This window comes from Pedobacter alluvionis, from assembly GCF_003664035.1.
In the GTDB taxonomy this organism is placed as follows: Bacteria; Bacteroidota; Bacteroidia; order Sphingobacteriales; family Sphingobacteriaceae; genus Pedobacter; species Pedobacter alluvionis.
Genome location: NZ_RCCK01000014.1, coordinates 373600 through 390459 on the forward strand (window position 1 = coordinate 373600; position 16860 = coordinate 390459).

Here is a 16860-nt window from a genome sequence, read left to right on the forward strand (position 1 = left end):
GCTAATACGGAGCTGCGCAAAAATATCCTTAGTCTGTTAACAAAAAATTAACAATTAATTTCCAAAAACAACGATCAGGATCAAAAGCCTTTGAATAAAACAGCCAAAACTATCGAAATGGTAAGTGTGGGAGAATCTCTAAAATAGGTTTTAAGAAATCTATTGGCCTGCAGCATGTGGCTACTGATGGTTTTAGCATTAATGCCCATAATCTGCTCTACTTCTTTATAAGATTTACCCTCTAATTTGCAGAGTGTAAATACCATTTTACGCTGTGGGGGCATCAGGTCTATGGCTTTCTGCAATTTTTGAGCATCTTCTTTACTCAGCAAATCTTCTTCAACGTGAAGATATAATTCTGAACCTGAAGCAACCATTTTAGTCAATAAACGTTTGTCTTTGGCTACTTTCCGAAAATAATCATGTACCAGGTTCTCTCCTATACGAAAGAGATAAGATTTAAAAGATTTTTCAGGGTCAATCTGCGTCCTTACCTCCCATATTCTAAAAAAAAGTTCCTGCAGCACTTCTTTTACCAGGTCGTCAGATTTGAGGAGTTTAAATAAATTTCCAGCAATCCGATATTTATAGTTATTGTATAGGATTTCAAATGCCCGCTCGTCACCATTTTTTAATTGAAGTAATAAAGACTTTTCATCGGTGTGATTAACGTTGATCATTCGTCTGGCAAATATACATTAACATGAAAAGACAAGGTAGTTATAATTTTGGAAACGCAGTACTGCGTTATTTAACTATAGTTATTTTTAAATTGATCAAATATTCCTCGCAATGGAGATGAAAGCCTAAACAACCTGGATATGCCTGAAGATCTATTTTTTGTGATCTTAGGCTAAGTAGTGAGGTTAATTAATGAACTTTAAAAAGCCAGTTCAAATTTGATTGTACACTTTAAATCCAATTTGGAATTAATTAATTTTTAATTGGGCATAGTGTTTAATAAACCAGATTAATGCCGTGTTTTTGTTCGATTCTTTATAAGCCAATACCACCTCTGTATTAACAGGAATGGCATTAATCTCAATAAAAGACACCTTTAACTGCGCGTATTGCTTTTTTAGTGATAATGGCAAAATAGATACACCCAGGCCCGCTTCTACCAATTGTAATATGGAGTGCACGTTGTTAGCCTCGTGGGTAATATCCGGACTAAAACCCATCCGCTGACAAATCTCGATGAGTTTCTGGTTATACTGGGGTGCAAAATCTTTATTAAAGAATATAAATGGACTTTTTTTCAAAAAATCTGCAAGTTCTTGCTGGTCATCAATTTTTTGTTCTGTTAAAGGAATAACCACCACAAATGGATCAAAAAATAAAGATTCTACTTTCAATTTCTCGGATAAAACCGGAGCTCTTAAAATCCCAACATCCAGGCTGCCATGTTCCAGTGCTTTAATTTGGGTGAGTGTAGGTACTTCAAACAAACTCGTTTTCAGATAAGGAAATTCCTGATGCATCAATTTTAAAATTTCTGCAAGGTGCGATTGGTAAACCGAACTGATATAACCGATCCTTAATTCGCCGCTAACGCCTTCATGAATTTTACGAACCACTTCTTTACTTTCTTCCTGCTTGTTAAACATGGCATCAACCTCACTCTTAAAATATTTGCCGGCGTTTGTTAATGCCACCCGCTTATTATTCCGAACAAACAGCTGTACACCAAGCTCTTCTTCCAGTTCTTTAATCTGCCTGCTTAAAGGCGGTTGCGAGATAAAAAGTTTGGATGCTGCTTTGGTAAAATGAAGTTCTTCTGCAACAGTTTTAAAATACAACAGGTGTCTGAGTTCCATAACTATAATACTTAACAGGTATTGATATATGCAAAAATTGATATTTTACAAATATGATCAACAGCACTAACTTTACAAAAAATTAAAGCAATGAATAAAGATTATTCGCATAAAGCAACCAATGAAGAAATCAAAACAAGGTTTGATAATGATGTAGAACGTTTCTCGAACTTAGAAAGCGGTCAACAAACCACGATCGACGCACCACTTACTATGGAGCTTTGCACCGGAGCAGCCAAATATATTAATCCGGATGCCCAGGAACTGTTGGATATTGGATGTGGTGCAGGCAATTACACATTAAAAATGCTCAGCAAAATCCCAAACCTGAACTGTACCCTTAACGACTTGAGTTTACCGATGCTGGAACGCGCAAGTGATAGGGTATCGGCACAAACTACCGGAACAGTAACCGTTATACAGGACGATATGCGTAACCTTAATTTACCAGATAACCATTTCGATATTGTACTGGCTGCAGCAACATTTCATCATTTGCGTACTGATGCCGATTGGGAACTTGTTTTTACTAAAGTTTACAGCGCCTTAAAACCCGGTGGCAGTATCTGGATTTCAGACCTCATTGCCCACGATTCTGCATTGATCGATAATCTTTTTCAGGATCAATATGGCGCCTATCTTGAAACACTTGGTGGTGAAGCCTATAAGCAAAAGGTATTTGATTATATTGAATATGAAGATACCCCCCGTTCTTTAAACTATCAGCTGGCATTATTACAAAAAGTTGGTTTCAGCGTTACTGAGATACTGCATAAAAACTCTTATTTTGCAGCCTTTGGTGCGATAAAATAAAACGATTCTGCCAGGTAATATTACAATCATTACCTGGCAGAATCTCCACTAAGATTAATGAATAGCAAGAATAATTCTATTTAAAAAAAAGAGAATCCCGGGTTTATTTTTAATAAAGGATTTAATTGACCTCCTACCAAATTAAGGGTAGCCAGGTTTAAAACTTTTAATTAATACATTTAATTCATCTTGATTGATCAGATTCGGATCTTCGAACTGTAGCTTTAAAAAGTTAACCGGAACTTTTAAAGTACCACTTGTAGTACGCGATATGCAAGCTTCTTCATTCGTAGTGGAGGATACATAATGACCGATTTCAGATTCAATTTCAGATAAACGGATTAACAATTCGTAATAGATGTAGAGTGGGATATTCACAACGCAAAGTTACCACAATAAAAAGCAAACATTTAATTATTGTTACATTAACGTTAATTCATCTGCTAACCATAAATTAACAGTAAGCATTTTTTCATTTAAGCTCATCAACCGGGGTTTAAAACTTAATCCCTGCTTAACAATAGTAGTTTTAAGTTTGCTGTTAAAATCCAGAAAGGTTATGAAAAAACGCTCAACTCACTTAATCAACTCACTTAAAAAGAATGGTTTATTTCGGATAACAATGCACCTGCAGAAGAGTTAAAAAACAACCACCCACTTTAACGTATTGATAACAATCATTTAACATTCAAAATGATTTAAATCAGTTACTTATTCATTTATTTACATCGCAGATATTGATCTGCACCATGAATATCCAAACTGATTTTATGCTGTCTTTCTGTACCGTTATACCCTTTTTAGGGAACACCGATTTAAGTACCCCTCTTGCCATCGTATTTATCGTTTGTCTGCTTGCCGTAGTCGGATTTGAGTTTGTAAACGGTTTCCATGATACGGCCAATGCTGTAGCTACTGTAATTTATACCAAAGCGTTAAAACCTGTTGTCGCCATCCCCTGGTCGGGATTTTGGAATTTCATGGGTGTATTTACCGGAGGAATAGCCGTAGCAATGGGTATTTTAAAACTCGTTCCGCTTGATGCTTTAATGAACCTTCCCGTTGGTGTTGGCGCCGCAATGGTTTTGGCAGTTTTACTGGCCTCTATCGCCTGGAATCTCGGTACCTGGTACCTGGGCATCCCCTGCTCGAGTTCGCATACGATGATCGGTGCCATGATTGGTGCCGGTTTGGCTTTTACCTGGTACTACGGTGGCCAGGGCGTAAACTGGGGCAAGGCCGAAGAAATCGGTTTATCGCTCATTTTATCCCCTATTATCGGCTTTGGTCTCGCCATGTTGCTGATGTACTTTTTAAAACATGTGGTTAAATACCATGCCCTTTTTCATATCCCAACGGGCGAGAACGACCGTCCACCCTTATTGATCAGGGGTTTACTGATTACCACCTGTACTTTGGTAAGCTTTTTCCACGGCAGCAACGATGGACAGAAAGGTGTGGGTTTGTTGATGCTGATCCTCATTGCTTTTCTACCTGCAAAATTTGCCGTGAACCACCATATCCCCAATGATAAAGTATTGTTCCAGCTTAACCAAACTGAACAACTGCTGCAAAAAACAGCAAAACTTAATCAGGGTAAAATACTCAATATTACCGCTCTTGTAAAGGAAATAGACCAAGCGAAATTCCACCTTTCCCTTAAAAATGAAACCGACAAGAAAAACACTTATCTTTTCCGTAAACAGATTGAAGAGGTTATTGTTGCTATAAAAACAGTAAGGGAAGATAAAACATTAGTAATTAACGCAACCGACGATCAGCTGCTTCATGATAATGCTTCCGAGTTATCGAAACTGGTCGAATTTGCACCACTTTGGGTAATTCTTGTCATTTCGATTTCACTCGGACTGGGTACCATGATCGGCTGGAAACGCATAGCGGTTACCATTGGCGAAAAAATCGGTAACGAGCATTTAAATTATGCCCAGGGCGCTACTTCAGAGATTGTGGCAGCTTCTACCATTGGCCTGAGCACTGCTTTTGGCTTGCCGGTAAGTACCACACACGTATTATCGAGCGGTATAGCCGGTGCAATGGTGGCCTCTGGCGGACGAAAAAACCTGAACAGTAACACGCTTAAAAATATTGGATTGGCCTGGGTGCTTACCTTGCCGGTATCGATTATATTGGCTATTTTGTTATTCATGCTTTTTCACCTGTTTATTTAACAGTTTAAAATATTATTCTCCAAAAAATGAAACAGATACTTGTAGCAACGGATTTTTCAAGAAGTGCCGGAAATGCCCTCTCCTATGCACTTGCCATGGCAAAAACGCTGAAAATGGAAGTTGTGGCTATTCATGCCATCCATCCTACCGAAGGTATAAATAACAGTACCTACAATGCCATTTTTATCGAATCTTATTACGGAAATAAAAGAGCTGCTTTAAAAGAATGGGCTGAAAACATCCGCGAAAGGGAAAACCTTAAAGATGTAAAGCTCGAAACAATATGTGATGTTGGTTTTTTAAAAACAGTAATTACCAAACATACCGAAACCAATCCGGTAGAGCTGTTGGTAATGGGCATTACAGGTGCCACCGGGATTAGCGGAATTGTAGGCAGCAACGCCAGCATGGCGGTTACCAAAATGCGGATCCCAACATTGATTGTTCCTTTGGAGAGCAGTTTTACCAACTTCCCGATTATTACGCTGGCCACTGACTACGAAACTGTATTATCGCCAAAAGATATTACTGCCCTTAGCGAACTGTTAAAAGCCTCTGGAACGAGGAAAATGCAGGTACTTTATGTAGCCGAAAAATCGGATGAAGTACATATACAGACGGGAGAAAAAAGGATCAGGGATCTTTTACCAGATACGGAGATCGAATTTAACTACATTATGGACAGCAGTGCCCCAAATGGCATTATGGATTTCATTAAAAGTAACCATACCGATATCCTTTGCCTTGTTAAACACCATCACAATATTATTTACCGCTTATTTACCAGCAGCACGGTTAATCAGGTAATGAACAAAACGGTGAAGGCTATTTTGGTGTTGCACGAATAGTTTTTTAGTCCAAAGTCGGGAGTCCGGAGTCTTTAGTTGATTGACGCTAAAGCAATGATAAAAAATCAATAAGCAATGAATGTTCTCCCTGGATACATTTCTTTCCACTCATTTGTCATCCTGAGCGCAGTCGAAGGATCTTTCAACATGGAAAATGTAAGAGGGATGATGGAAATGAATCACCAATGAGCAATTTTCAATGAGCAATTAGCAACCGCCATTAGAACATTACATCCTTTTTCGGCACAATCCCATCGATCAATTTGTCATCCTGAATGCAATGAAGGATCTTTAAGGATGGAAAATATAAGAGGGATGATGGAAATGAATCACCAATAATCAATTTTCAATGAGCAATTAGCGAGCGCCACTAGAACATTACATCCTTTTTCGGCACACTCCCATCGATCAATTTGTCATCCTGAATGCAATGAAAGATCTTTTTATAATGAAAATAATTAAATAGATCTTTTCGCTTTGCTCCGGTCGAGATGACAACTTTTCTAATGAAATCTCCAGCTTGTAAATTTTTAAATAAAATCTTAATGTCCTTAATTTCTTAATGGTCAAAACGATTAAGAACCATCAAATTACAATGACTAAATGGCAACTACTGCTTCAACAATTTAACAATGAAACAAATTGGCAATTTTCAGCTCCTGATAAACCAATGACTAATGAACATCTATCTCCTCACCTTCTTATAAAGCCTCTCGATTTTTTTAGCATCCTTTTTAAAGGTTTCGACATAATCTTCTATTTCCTTTTTAGATAAGGTTTCTACTTTCGCCTTAACGTCATCCTTAAAACGGCCTACAGCAAGTAGTTGGTTTTTATTATCGCGAAATTTCACATTAGGAAAAAGTTCTGTGATGTGGCGCTTATTCCTTTCCCTGATCTCGCTCAGTTTAGTAAAGGATTTTGGATGTTTGTCGCTGTTAATGTCTGTAAGTGAATCATAATAGTCGTAATCGCCGATATAATTGATAAGATTTAGGGTAACAATGTTCGGATCCATATTGTACATTTGTTTCAGTTAAATATAGGATTTTGTGTTCAGAATACAAGAAGTAACAGCATTTTTATAAGATAATTGGAGTTAATAATATGAAATTAGCAATGTCTATTATTGGGTGGTCTGGAGTGGTATTTTGCACCCTCGGATACCTTTTATTAAGTATGAAATTAATCCGCGCAGACTCAATCTTCTTCCAGACACTTAATATTATGGGTGGATTATGCCTCGCAGTTACTGCCCTTGATACCCAAGACCTTCCCAATGCGGCAGCAAATGTACTCTGGATGTCCATTGGTTTATTCGCTTTAAGCCGTCAGTTTAGCAAACGGGAGCAGAAACAACCTTAATTGGAGGTATGCAAAGCGTATCGTAGGCTTTTTGCTTATAATAGGCTAAACGTTCAGAATAAGCTTTTTTATCACTTTCCATCGAAAGATAAAAATAAGCCCCATCAACCATTACAAAAATAAAATCTGCAGCAACCTGTGGGTTATCAACATTTGTTATGCACAGTGCATTGCACTGTTCGATCAAAAGCGCAAGTCTATTGCGCAACGAATCCAGGATCAACTTATATTTTAGCTTGATTTTTTTTTCCCTGAATGCCAAAGCATAAAAAGTATAAAATAAACCGTCATCAAAAAGCAGGTTCCATTTTTTAGAAAACAACATTTCTATAGTTTTCTGTAAGTCATCCAGGCTTGCTTGTCCTTTATGTTTGAGGGTATAAATCAATAAATATCGGTCTAGTATGTGGTCGATCAATTCGTAAGTGAGTCCTTCCTTGGTTTCAAAATAATGAATAATAAGGCTTGGGTTAATATCCATCACTTTGGCAATCTTGGCAATAGATGTATTTTCATAACCTTCTTTTTTGGCTACCTGATAAAATACTTTAATAATTTCCAGTCGTCTGGTCTCTTTTAGGCTTTTGCGTCCCATTATGCAGTTAATTTAATTGAGCAAACTACTCAAAAATAGCTTGATTCTGCAAATCTATTTTAATTAATAGATTGAATGAACGTTCAATTAATATATTAATTGAATCTTAACTTAACCTTAATATGATATGTTCAATTTAGCACCGCTGAAAAGCACCTATCATTCCAAAACAAACAACTAAATATTAAGTAAAATGAAAAAAAAGCTACTATGGATGTTCACCCTGCTGATCCTATCCGCTAGCGCATTTGCTCAGGGGATTGCCATTAAAGGAATGGTCTCTGATGCAAAGACGGGAGAAACGCTAACAGCGGTAAACAAAGGGCTATGTTAGGAGTAGGCCAAATGGAAACCAAAAGAACAGGGTTCCCGATAATAGCTCCGAAAAACATTTAAAATTTTAACAAACAAATTAGCTTTTATGAAAAAAAGATTTACTTATCCAGCTTCGTTTAGCCTGAAGAAGAGTTTATGGGTAACCTGCCTATTTATCGCTATTTTCAATTCTGCTTTTTCCATTCCAAAAACGAATGAAGAAGGTGTTCCAAAGCCTTTGCAGCAGAAAAAAACAGCAGAAAACGCCAAGGTTATCAAAGGCCATGTTACTGATGAGAAGAAAATGGGTATTCCCGGCGTATCTGTATTGATAAAAGGAACCAATACAGGTACGGTTACTAACCAGGAAGGCGATTTTTCAATCAAGGCTGACGATGGCGATGTACTTGTTTTTAGTAGCATTGGATATGTGAACAAAGAAATCAAAGTTGATCATTCCGATACCTACCAGATCGTAATGACCGAGGATGCAAAAGCATTATCTGAGGTGGTAGTTACCGCTTTAGGTGTCAAAAAAGAACGATCAAAATTAGGCTATGTGGCGCAAACGGTGCAAGGCGAAAGTTTAGTGAAGGCAAGAGAGGCAAACCTAATCAGTTCGCTTACCGGAAGGGTTGCCGGCCTTAATATCACCAATTCTACTGATTTGTTCCAGGATCCGGGTATTTCATTAAGGGGCAGAAAGCCTCTTATTGTTATCGATGGAATACCAGACCAGTCTGCAGATCTTTTCCGTGTAAACGCAGATGACGTCGAATCGGTAACCGTATTAAAAGGTGCCAATGCATCTGCATTATATGGCTCTATCGGGCAAAATGGTGCAATTATGATTACCACAAAACGTGGCAAAGGGAATAATCTTAGCATTGATGTAAATAGTTCTACGCAAATACAGCCAAGTTTTATCAGGATTCCGAAGGTACAAACAGAGTATGGTGCAGGTTATAAGGGAAAATATACTTATGTTGATGGTTCAGGAGGAGGACCAGAAGGTTCTGGATGGATTTGGGGTCCGAAACTCGATCAACCCGATCCCACTACGCCGAGTGGCTTTTTTGAAACGCCTCAGTTTAATAGCCCAAAAGACCCGATTACCGGAAAATTGGTTCCGCTTCCATTCCTTTCGAGGGGAAAAAACAACGTAGAAGACTTTTTTCAAACCGGACTAATTTCAAGTAATAACATTAGCATTACCCAAAGTTCGGAGAAAGGTTCCTTCCGGGCTTCAGCTTCGCATATTTATCAAAAAGGTATTGTGCCGAATACCGATTTAAACAATAGTTCCTTTAATGTTTCTGGTAATTATAAACTCTCAGATGCATTTACAATTGATGCAAGATTGAATTACAACCGCCAGTTTACCAAAAACTTTCCAGAAACAGGATACGGACCAACCAACTACCTTTACAATTTAATTTTATGGACAGGGGCCGATGTAAGTGTGCAGGATTTAAAAGACTATTGGGTGCCGGGCAAAGAGGGGATTCAACAACGCAATTATAATGTCTCTTACTATAATAACCCATATTTCCAGGCTTATGAATATTTGCGGGGTTATGATAAAGACAATACTTATGGTTCATTAAACCTGAATTATAAAATCAGTCCGGCTTTTAGTGTTCAGTTTAGAAATGGACTAAACACTTATGGCCTAAACCGAACCTATAAAGAACCAATGAGTTATATCGGTTATGGTAATAAATCCAGAGGACAATTTACCGTTGCTACCCAAAACTATATTGACCTGGTTACAGATTTGATCGGAGACTACAACCATACTTTCAGCGATAAGTTTAAGTTACACGCGCAGGTTGGTGGTTCTAATTATTATAGAAATCACAAATACGGTTCTACAAATACTGATGGATTAAGCATTCCCGGTTTTTATAACCTTAGTAATTCTGCAAATCCTCTTCAGGGCAGTAATGCTGTTGAAGAAAGAAGAACAAGCAGCGTTTATGCAATTTTAGATCTGGAATTTTTAAATGGAATTTATTTAACTGCTACTGGCAGAAATGACATAATTTCTACGCTCCCAACAAATAATAACAGCTTCTTTTATCCTTCAATAGGTTCATCGGTCGTTGTTTCTCAGTTAACTAAACTGCCAGATTGGTTTAGCTATTTAAAAGCACGCGGTTCGTGGTCAAGAGTTTCAAGCGGTACGCTTGGTGATGATACTTATACCTATGGTTATCTTCCGGCATTTGATAAAGGAACGAGCTGGAACAGTACTCCCGCGCTAACTTTTGGCCGTTTGCTTAAACAGGTTAACCTTACGCCACAAACGTCCGACAGTTGGGAGGTAGGTTTGGATACCAAGTTTTTTAAGAACAGGTTAAGTGTTGAAGCCACTTATTACCAGACAAGCGACTTTAACAATATCGCTTCTCCGGATATTTCAATCACAAGCGGTTATGGTAGTCAGTTGGTTAACGGAAACGTTTATCAACGTAAGGGAATGGAGTTTGTGGTTAATGGAACCTTGTTAAAAAGCAACGATTTTCAATGGGATATGGCCGTAAATCTGAGCAAGTACCGCAGGTATTTAAAAGAAATTTATGGGGGTGCCGAAACATTGGGCAATCTGCGTGTGGGTGATAGGACAGACAGGATCTATGGTTCAGTTTATCAGACCAACAACCAGGGACAGATTATTTACGGAAGCAATGGTTTTCCATTAAATGATAATTTTTCAAGATTTATTGGAAATGAAGCTCCAGACTGGACTTACGGTATCGAAAATACTTTTAATTATAAGAGCTTCACACTAAAGTTTCTGGTTGATGGGCGAATTGGCGGATTGATGTACTCGACAACCAACCAGAAAATGTGGTGGGGTGGTACACATCCGGGTACAGTTAACCAATACCGCATTGATGCCAATGCAGGGAAAGCAACCTTTGTTGGCGATGGTGTTGTGGTTACTAGCGGAGCAGCTACCTATGATGCCAAAGGTAATATTACAAGCGATACCCGTGTTTTCGCCCCAAATGCTAAAGCCGTAAACTATATCGATTATATGATCGAGACCAGTAATGGTGCCTACAATAACTACAACTATTTTTCGCAAACCTTCCTGAAACTAAGAGAAGTAACATTAGGATGGCAAGTGCCAACTAAGCTGCTGGGCAAATCATTTGTTAAAGGTTTAGATTTTTCAGTAGTTGGCCGTAATCTTTTATTGTTCTCAAAAATGCCAAATATCGATCCTGATCCCGCAAAGGATAACCTCCAAACGCCTTCGACCCGTTCATTTGGTTTTAACGTTAACCTTAAATTCTAATCTGAATGTATATGAAAAAGACATTATATATTGTATTATTTGCAGCGATTGCACAAATGGGCTGCAAAAAATTTAGCGAATTCCAGGTAGACCCTAACAAAACTACTGCTGCAACACCCGATCTATTATTGAATGCCATTGAGCAAAAAGCCTTCCAGTCAACTAATCTTGATGTAGCGCTTGCTTCCCGTCAAATGATAAATACAGATGAAATTACCTTAAACCAATACTATGGCTGGAACCGGGGCAGCTATGCTACTTATGATACCCTGCGCCAGGTCGTGAAGATGGAACAAGCTGCCATAAACACAAACAAACCTCAGTATTTGCCACTTGTGAAGTTTTTTAAGGCCTGGAATTTTTTACAATTAACCCAGACTTTCGGCGATATTCCTTACAGTGAGGCTTTAAAAGCCGAACAAGGTATTGTTGCGCCAAAATATGACAAGCAGGAAGACATTTACTTAAGTATTTTAAATGAGCTTAAATCTGCCAACGGAATGATTGACGGAAATACTGCAAATTTACAGGGAGACATTGTGTTCGGCGGGAATATACAACAGTGGAAACGCGCAATCAACTCACTTTCCTTAAGGGTATTAATCAGTTTATCGGTTAAGGAAAACGACTCCAAATTTGAAATCAAGAAACGTTTTGCCGAAATTGTGAACAATCCAACGGATTATCCACTGTTTACTGGAAACTCGGACAATGCCCAGCTTAAATTTTACGATCTCCAGGGAAACCGCTATCCATATTTCAATAGTAACAGTATGCAAACCGCATATTATATGGATGAAACTTTTATCAATTTACTAAAATCGCTCCAGGATTCCCGTTTATTCCGCTTTGCCGATAAAGCACCAAAATTTGCATCGCTTGCCGCAACAGATTTTAAGGCTTACGGCGGGGGAAATGGTAGCGCACCAAAAGATGAGAATACGGCTCGTACGCTTTCGGGAGAAGTTTCTAAAATCAACCCTCGCTATTATAATAGCCCGGCAAATGAAGCAAGTATCGCACTGGGTTATGCCGAGCAGCAGTTTATTCTTGCGGAAGGCGTTGTAAAAGGATGGATTTCCGGAAGCGCAAATGAGTACTATCAAAAAGGTATCAGGGCATCTATGCAGTTTTATAATATCGACGAGGCCACTATAAATGCCTATCTGGCTCAGGCAACAGTGCAATTAAATGCTAATGCAAATCCTCTGGCGAACATTATTACCCAAAAATACATCGCATCTTTCATGAACAGCGGCTGGCAGCCATTTTTTGAGCAGAGAAGAACTGGTTTTCCGGTTTTTGATACGACAGGGGCCGGTGTGTTAAACAACAAACGCATTCCAAAACGTTGGATGTATCCGGAAGCTGAATTACGATTGAATCAGCAAAATGTTAGCGGGGCAATAGCAAGACAGTATCCCGAAGGTGACAACATTAACGGGGTAATGTGGTTATTGAAACCGTAAAACAGACCATAACAGCACCGCCAATTTTGCCGGTGCTGTTTATTTAACCGCAATCTCTAATTTCTACAAAACATAAAATGATTAAAAAAATTCTTTTCCTCTTCCTGATTTTGGTATCAGTAAATGGCTGGGCGCAGAAAATAAAAACTAAAAAAGTGGTGTATGTTATCGCCGACGGCATTCCTGCCGACGTATTGGAACGCTTAGAGCTGCCAAATTTTAAAAGGATAATTCAGGCCGGGTCTTATTCGCGCATGCACGTGGGTGGCGATAAGGGTACTTACAATGAAACACCGACTATCTCTGCCGTAGGCTACAATAGTTTGTTAACAGGCACCTGGGTTAATAAACACAATGTGCCTGATAATGCAATCAAAGCGCCTAATTATAATTACCAGCATATTTTTAGGCTTTTTAAGAGTCAATATCCTGCAAAGAAAACCGGCATATTCTCGAGCTGGACAGATAACAGGACAAAGTTACTGGGAGATGGACTTAACGAAACAGGTAATTTTAAACCGGATTATGTTGCAGATGGCTTTGAGCTGGATACGATGCGCTTTAAGCACGATAAAAAGGCCGATTATATGCATCTGATTGATGAGGAAGTGGTTAAGCAGGCTGCTGAAACGATTCAGACTAAAGCGCCCGATCTTTCCTGGGTTTACCTGGAATACACGGATGATATGGGGCACCAGTTTGGAGACAGCCCTCAGTTTTATAAGGCTGTAGGTATGCTTGACAAACAAATGGGTAAAATCTTCGATGCGATCAGCTACCGTCAGGCTAAATTTAACGAAGACTGGTTAATGGTGATCACGACCGACCACGGAAGAGATGAGCAAACCGGTCGCGCGCACGGCGGGCAATCTGAGCGTCAACGTTCTACCTGGATGGTGAGCAATTATAAAAACCTGAATACTTACGCCCATTATTTCGATGTTGGCATTGTCGATATCATGCCCTCAATTGCACGTCACCTGAATTTAAAATTCCCCCGGAACGTAGAACAGGAGGTAGATGGAACACCGTTTATTGGCCCTGTATCAATCACCGCTTTAAAAGCAAATTATGTTCAAAACCATTTAGACATTAGCTGGAAAGCACTGGAAAAGAAGGGAAAAGTAAAAATTTGGCTGGCAACCACCAACGCGTTTAAAACAGGAGGAAAAGATGATTATCATTTATTAGGCGAGGTTGACGTTAATCAGCAACATTATTTGGCAGACCTTAAAAACTACCCATCCTCTTTCTATAAACTCGTAATTGAAGCACCAGATAACATGCTCAACAAATGGATAAATGTTAAATAATTAGCTTCATTCTTATATTTTTTACGTCTAAGCCCAATAGCTGATTCTTTAGGATCGGATATTGGGCTTTTTTTTTTAATTACTTATTGCACTTATCTTAATTGAATAACACAAACAAAAAACATATTTTTAAACTTCGGGATATCGTACTTTTCAGCCAATTTTTAGGATATATAGACCTTTTTTAACAATACTTCTTGAGCGAAATTTGTACTAATTATCGGCAGAATCACGCTTATTGATTTTTCTAGCTGATGACAAATCCAAATTCAATAAAAAATGGTCAGTTCCACAATCTCATCAAGCCCCAGCGGTTTAAAAACTGCTATTATCCGATTTCTTGTTTATGGTTCAATAATGGTTTTATTGTCTGAATTTTTAAAGTGGAATGTGCAGCACGAAACAGGAAGTAATAAATTCAATGAAGAATCAATTGTAGAATATGTGCAGAGCTTGCTACTACTGCTAAGTGCCCTTACTTACCTTTATATTTCATTCAAACATAAATCATCATTCCCACTTGCTTTTGCGTTATTTAGCTTCACAATGGCATCTTTCATCAGAGAGCAAGATGCTTTTCTTGATGAACACGTTTATGATGGAGCGTGGCAAACCGGCGCTTTTGGTCTGCTTTTTCTTGCAGTTATTATTGTATACAGAAATAAAGGACTCTTTTTTGCTAACCTAAACGGTTTCGTAAATAAATTTTCCTTTGGGATACTGCTATCAGGAATCTTAACTACTTATATTTTCGCGCGTTTGTACGGCAGAAAAGTGTTTTGGATGGCCGTTATGGAAAATCAATATATCCGTGATGTGAAGAATGTATCAGAAGAATCGATCGAACTTTTTGGTTATACACTTATCCTTATCGCTAGTGTAGAATTTTATCTGCTTGCGAAAGCAAAAAGCAATAACCAGGCATTAACAATGCGCAGCAGCCAAACGAAATTTAACCTTTCCGCATAATATACTTAATATATCATTTAAACCGATCAATGCCTGATTACCTACCTAATGACTAATGGCATTGATCAGGTTTTTCCTAAGGCGCTTTAAACCTGTATTCCGCATTAAATAATTGAAAGAAATAATACCCAATATAGCGCAGCTTAGTCCGGCTAATACATCAAGCGTATAATGATGACTGGTATAAACAGCCGAAAACCAGATCCCGAGCATTACCGTAAAAAAGAAAATATTAATTTTCCCCAAACGGTTCTTTAAGCCATAATAAACAACAATAACGGGATAAGATGAGTGCAACGATGGCATTGCCGCAAATACATTAGAACCTTTGCTATATATCCCATGAAAAAGGGTAATGTTAAAATAATGATCGAAACGCGCCAATCCGGCTGTATTGCCAGCTGTTTTAGCTATAAACTCAAAGCCATGCTCCTGCACATACCATGGTGGTGCAGCCGGAAAAGCATAATATACCACAAAACCCAACAGGTTTACCCAAACAAAAGTGAGCGAGAACTGAACAAACTGTTCTTTATTTTTAAAGAACAGGTAAGTAGCAAAAGCCAGTGGAACAGGCACCCACATCAAATAGAAAAGCCCTGTTAATACATCTAAAAATGCAGTACTATTTATTTTCCAATACTCGTTAGGTGTAAGTATTAAGCCGTGATAGTGAATGCCAAACATTTTTCTTTCCAGCTCATATAAATCTTCAATATGCACTTGGTTAAAAAGATAGTTCGGGAAAGCTTTCATGTAATCAAACAGGATCCAGTAAACAATATAGATTGAAAAGCCGAGGATAAACTGCCGGGTTCCTTTTGAAATAAAGAACAATGTATTAAAAATAAAAATCAACACCAGCTGATCGGTTTTAAAGCCAACCAGCAGTACTGATAACAATAGATACGCAACAGATATAGCAACTGTCAGATAAATATTCCGAAGATTATAAAAACTTTTTTTAAGCAATACTTCTTGCTGCATATTATTTTTTATCAAAATTAGACCTAAAAATATGGTCCCAAAAAGTCCAGCTTACCCCATAACCTTTGGTCGAATCGGAATAGTGGTGAAGCATGTGGTGTTGCTTTAGCTGTTTCCAGAAACCGCTTTTAAAATTGGCATGATGAAGTGCGTAATGCACCATATCGTAAAAGAGATAACCGATCATAAAACCTGAGAAAAATGGATAAACTATTGTATCTGGCAACAACCAATCGAAAAGAAAGTAAAAACCCAATGCCATCGGGATACTGGCTGAAGGCGGCATGACCAATCTTTTGGCATCATTGGGGTAATCGTGGTGTACACCATGAAAAATAAAATGGATTTTCTTGCCCCATTCTACATCTGGTTCGAAATGAAAAACATAGCGGTGCAGGATGTATTCGGTGATGGTCCAGATGGCTAAGCCCAACAAAAACCAGCCTGCAAAATTTAAAACAGGCATCTGTATTTCTGCCAATGCTTTCCAAAAAAGAAAACCGATAACAGGTACATATACCACCAAAGGCACGTAAAATTGCACTTTTGAGAGGCTTTCTAAAAAGTCGTTTTTAAACATCCTGATGGATGATTTCGAATTTGAAACAAAATTCTTTTTCATTTGGTAAAATTATTTAACTCGTCGTGCTTTTATCTTTAACAATAGCCACGGATTCTCAGAGAACACGGATTATCATCTCTACTTTTAAGTATCTCCTGGGTTACGTCATCCTGAACTTGTTTCAGGATCTTCATAAAAAATTGTCCAACAGCTTCTATGTTCTTAGGTGGCTCAGGTGGTCAAGTTTAAACAGCGCATTTTATGACCACCTTAGTCACCTGAGCTCACTTTAGCTTTATACGTAGCGTTTT

The 16860-nt window shown here is 38.3% G+C and carries 15 protein-coding genes; 8 read left to right on the forward strand and 7 right to left on the reverse strand.

Translation table 11 applies throughout. The annotated features are described in order from the left end of the window. Positions 1 to 80: 80 nt before the first annotated feature. Entirely contained in the window at positions 81 to 680 is a 600-nt protein-coding gene (locus BCL90_RS21000) for an RNA polymerase sigma factor (protein WP_121286890.1), read from the reverse strand. 249 nt (positions 681 to 929) lie between these two features. Next, the gene (locus BCL90_RS21005; protein WP_121286892.1) at positions 930 to 1817 is read right to left on the reverse strand and encodes a LysR family transcriptional regulator; all 888 of its coding nucleotides are present in this window, start codon (positions 1815 to 1817) and stop codon (positions 930 to 932) included. A gap of 90 nt (positions 1818 to 1907) precedes the next feature. Between BCL90_RS21005 and BCL90_RS21010 the strand changes: the two genes are divergently transcribed. Then, the gene (locus BCL90_RS21010; RefSeq protein ID WP_121286894.1) at positions 1908 to 2630 is read left to right on the forward strand and encodes a class I SAM-dependent methyltransferase; all 723 of its coding nucleotides are present in this window, start codon (positions 1908 to 1910) and stop codon (positions 2628 to 2630) included. 141 nt (positions 2631 to 2771) lie between these two features. On the opposite strand, the gene BCL90_RS21015 is transcribed toward BCL90_RS21010, so the two are convergent. Beyond that, positions 2772 to 3008: a hypothetical protein gene (locus BCL90_RS21015; protein ID WP_134380724.1), complete on the reverse strand. Its 237-nt coding sequence runs from the start codon at positions 3006 to 3008 to the stop codon at positions 2772 to 2774. Between the two features lie 371 nt (positions 3009 to 3379). Here BCL90_RS21015 and BCL90_RS21020 point away from each other — a divergent pair, with 371 nt between their 5' ends. Both BCL90_RS21020 and BCL90_RS21025 read left to right on the forward strand, forming a co-directional pair. After that, positions 3380 to 4819, forward strand: a complete 1440-nt coding sequence (locus tag BCL90_RS21020; RefSeq protein WP_244095114.1) for an inorganic phosphate transporter — start codon at positions 3380 to 3382, stop codon at positions 4817 to 4819. A gap of 26 nt (positions 4820 to 4845) precedes the next feature. Then, positions 4846 to 5667, forward strand: a complete 822-nt coding sequence (locus tag BCL90_RS21025) for a universal stress protein (RefSeq protein WP_121286897.1) — start codon at positions 4846 to 4848, stop codon at positions 5665 to 5667. Positions 5668 to 6352: 685 nt separating this feature from the next. Here the strand turns inward: BCL90_RS21025 and BCL90_RS21030 are convergent. Further along, positions 6353 to 6685, reverse strand: a complete 333-nt coding sequence (locus BCL90_RS21030; protein ID WP_121286899.1) for a hypothetical protein — start codon at positions 6683 to 6685, stop codon at positions 6353 to 6355. Positions 6686 to 6786: 101 nt separating this feature from the next. On the opposite strand from BCL90_RS21030, the gene BCL90_RS21035 reads away from it, so the two are divergent. Beyond that, complete coding sequence (locus BCL90_RS21035) at positions 6787 to 7032, forward strand: CBU_0592 family membrane protein (protein ID WP_455430280.1); 246 nt, start codon at positions 6787 to 6789, stop codon at positions 7030 to 7032. Here BCL90_RS21035 and BCL90_RS21040 read toward each other — a convergent pair. Beyond that, positions 7004 to 7627 (reverse strand): TetR family transcriptional regulator, encoded by a 624-nt coding sequence (locus BCL90_RS21040; protein ID WP_121286903.1) that lies wholly within the window; start codon positions 7625 to 7627, stop codon positions 7004 to 7006. The genes BCL90_RS21035 and BCL90_RS21040 overlap by 29 nt on opposite strands. Positions 7628 to 8048: 421 nt before the next feature. Between BCL90_RS21040 and BCL90_RS21045 the strand changes: the two genes are divergently transcribed. The 4 genes from BCL90_RS21045 to BCL90_RS21060 all read left to right on the forward strand — a co-directional run bounded on the left by BCL90_RS21045 (position 8049) and on the right by BCL90_RS21060 (position 15000). Next, positions 8049 to 11249 (forward strand): SusC/RagA family TonB-linked outer membrane protein, encoded by a 3201-nt coding sequence (locus tag BCL90_RS21045; protein ID WP_121286905.1) that lies wholly within the window; start codon positions 8049 to 8051, stop codon positions 11247 to 11249. Between the two features lie 11 nt (positions 11250 to 11260). After that, positions 11261 to 12718 carry a SusD/RagB family nutrient-binding outer membrane lipoprotein gene (locus BCL90_RS21050; RefSeq protein ID WP_208529899.1) on the forward strand — a complete coding sequence of 486 codons (1458 nt, stop codon included), beginning with the start codon at positions 11261 to 11263 and terminating at the stop codon, positions 12716 to 12718. 77 nt (positions 12719 to 12795) lie between these two features. Next, a complete protein-coding gene (locus BCL90_RS21055; protein WP_121286909.1) occupies positions 12796 to 14031 on the forward strand; it encodes an alkaline phosphatase family protein in 1236 nt (411 codons plus the stop codon). Positions 14032 to 14310: 279 nt separating this feature from the next. After that, on the forward strand, positions 14311 to 15000 hold the full coding sequence (locus tag BCL90_RS21060) for a hypothetical protein (protein WP_121286911.1): 690 nt from the start codon (positions 14311 to 14313) through the stop codon (positions 14998 to 15000). A gap of 45 nt (positions 15001 to 15045) precedes the next feature. On the opposite strand, the gene BCL90_RS21065 is transcribed toward BCL90_RS21060, so the two are convergent. Continuing rightward, positions 15046 to 15987: a phosphatase PAP2 family protein gene (locus BCL90_RS21065; RefSeq protein ID WP_121286913.1), complete on the reverse strand. Its 942-nt coding sequence runs from the start codon at positions 15985 to 15987 to the stop codon at positions 15046 to 15048. Between the two features lies 1 nt (position 15988). After that, positions 15989 to 16609, reverse strand: coding sequence for a sterol desaturase family protein (locus tag BCL90_RS21070; protein ID WP_121286915.1), 621 nt, complete (start codon positions 16607 to 16609; stop codon positions 15989 to 15991). Positions 16610 to 16860 lie beyond the last annotated feature (251 nt).

Bases quoted from the DNA above. Each gene is read 5' to 3' on its own strand.
- BCL90_RS21070 (WP_121286915.1), bottom strand. From the start codon at position 16,609: ATGAAAAAGAATTTTGTTTCAAATTCGAAATCATCCATCAGGATGTTT.
- BCL90_RS21000 (WP_121286890.1), bottom strand. From the start codon at position 680: ATGATCAACGTTAATCACACCGATGAAAAGTCTTTATTACTTCAATTA.
- BCL90_RS21060 (WP_121286911.1), top strand. From the start codon at position 14,311: ATGGTCAGTTCCACAATCTCATCAAGCCCCAGCGGTTTAAAAACTGCT.
- BCL90_RS21025 (WP_121286897.1), top strand. From the start codon at position 4,846: ATGAAACAGATACTTGTAGCAACGGATTTTTCAAGAAGTGCCGGAAAT.
- BCL90_RS21030 (WP_121286899.1), bottom strand. From the start codon at position 6,685: ATGGATCCGAACATTGTTACCCTAAATCTTATCAATTATATCGGCGAT.
- BCL90_RS21010 (WP_121286894.1), top strand. From the start codon at position 1,908: ATGAATAAAGATTATTCGCATAAAGCAACCAATGAAGAAATCAAAACA.
- BCL90_RS21065 (WP_121286913.1), bottom strand. From the start codon at position 15,987: ATGCAGCAAGAAGTATTGCTTAAAAAAAGTTTTTATAATCTTCGGAAT.
- BCL90_RS21040 (WP_121286903.1), bottom strand. From the start codon at position 7,627: ATGGGACGCAAAAGCCTAAAAGAGACCAGACGACTGGAAATTATTAAA.
- BCL90_RS21020 (WP_244095114.1), top strand. From the start codon at position 3,380: ATGAATATCCAAACTGATTTTATGCTGTCTTTCTGTACCGTTATACCC.
- BCL90_RS21005 (WP_121286892.1), bottom strand. From the start codon at position 1,817: ATGGAACTCAGACACCTGTTGTATTTTAAAACTGTTGCAGAAGAACTT.
- BCL90_RS21035 (WP_455430280.1), top strand. From the start codon at position 6,787: ATGTCTATTATTGGGTGGTCTGGAGTGGTATTTTGCACCCTCGGATAC.
- BCL90_RS21055 (WP_121286909.1), top strand. From the start codon at position 12,796: ATGATTAAAAAAATTCTTTTCCTCTTCCTGATTTTGGTATCAGTAAAT.
- BCL90_RS21045 (WP_121286905.1), top strand. From the start codon at position 8,049: ATGAAAAAAAGATTTACTTATCCAGCTTCGTTTAGCCTGAAGAAGAGT.
- BCL90_RS21050 (WP_208529899.1), top strand. From the start codon at position 11,261: ATGAAAAAGACATTATATATTGTATTATTTGCAGCGATTGCACAAATG.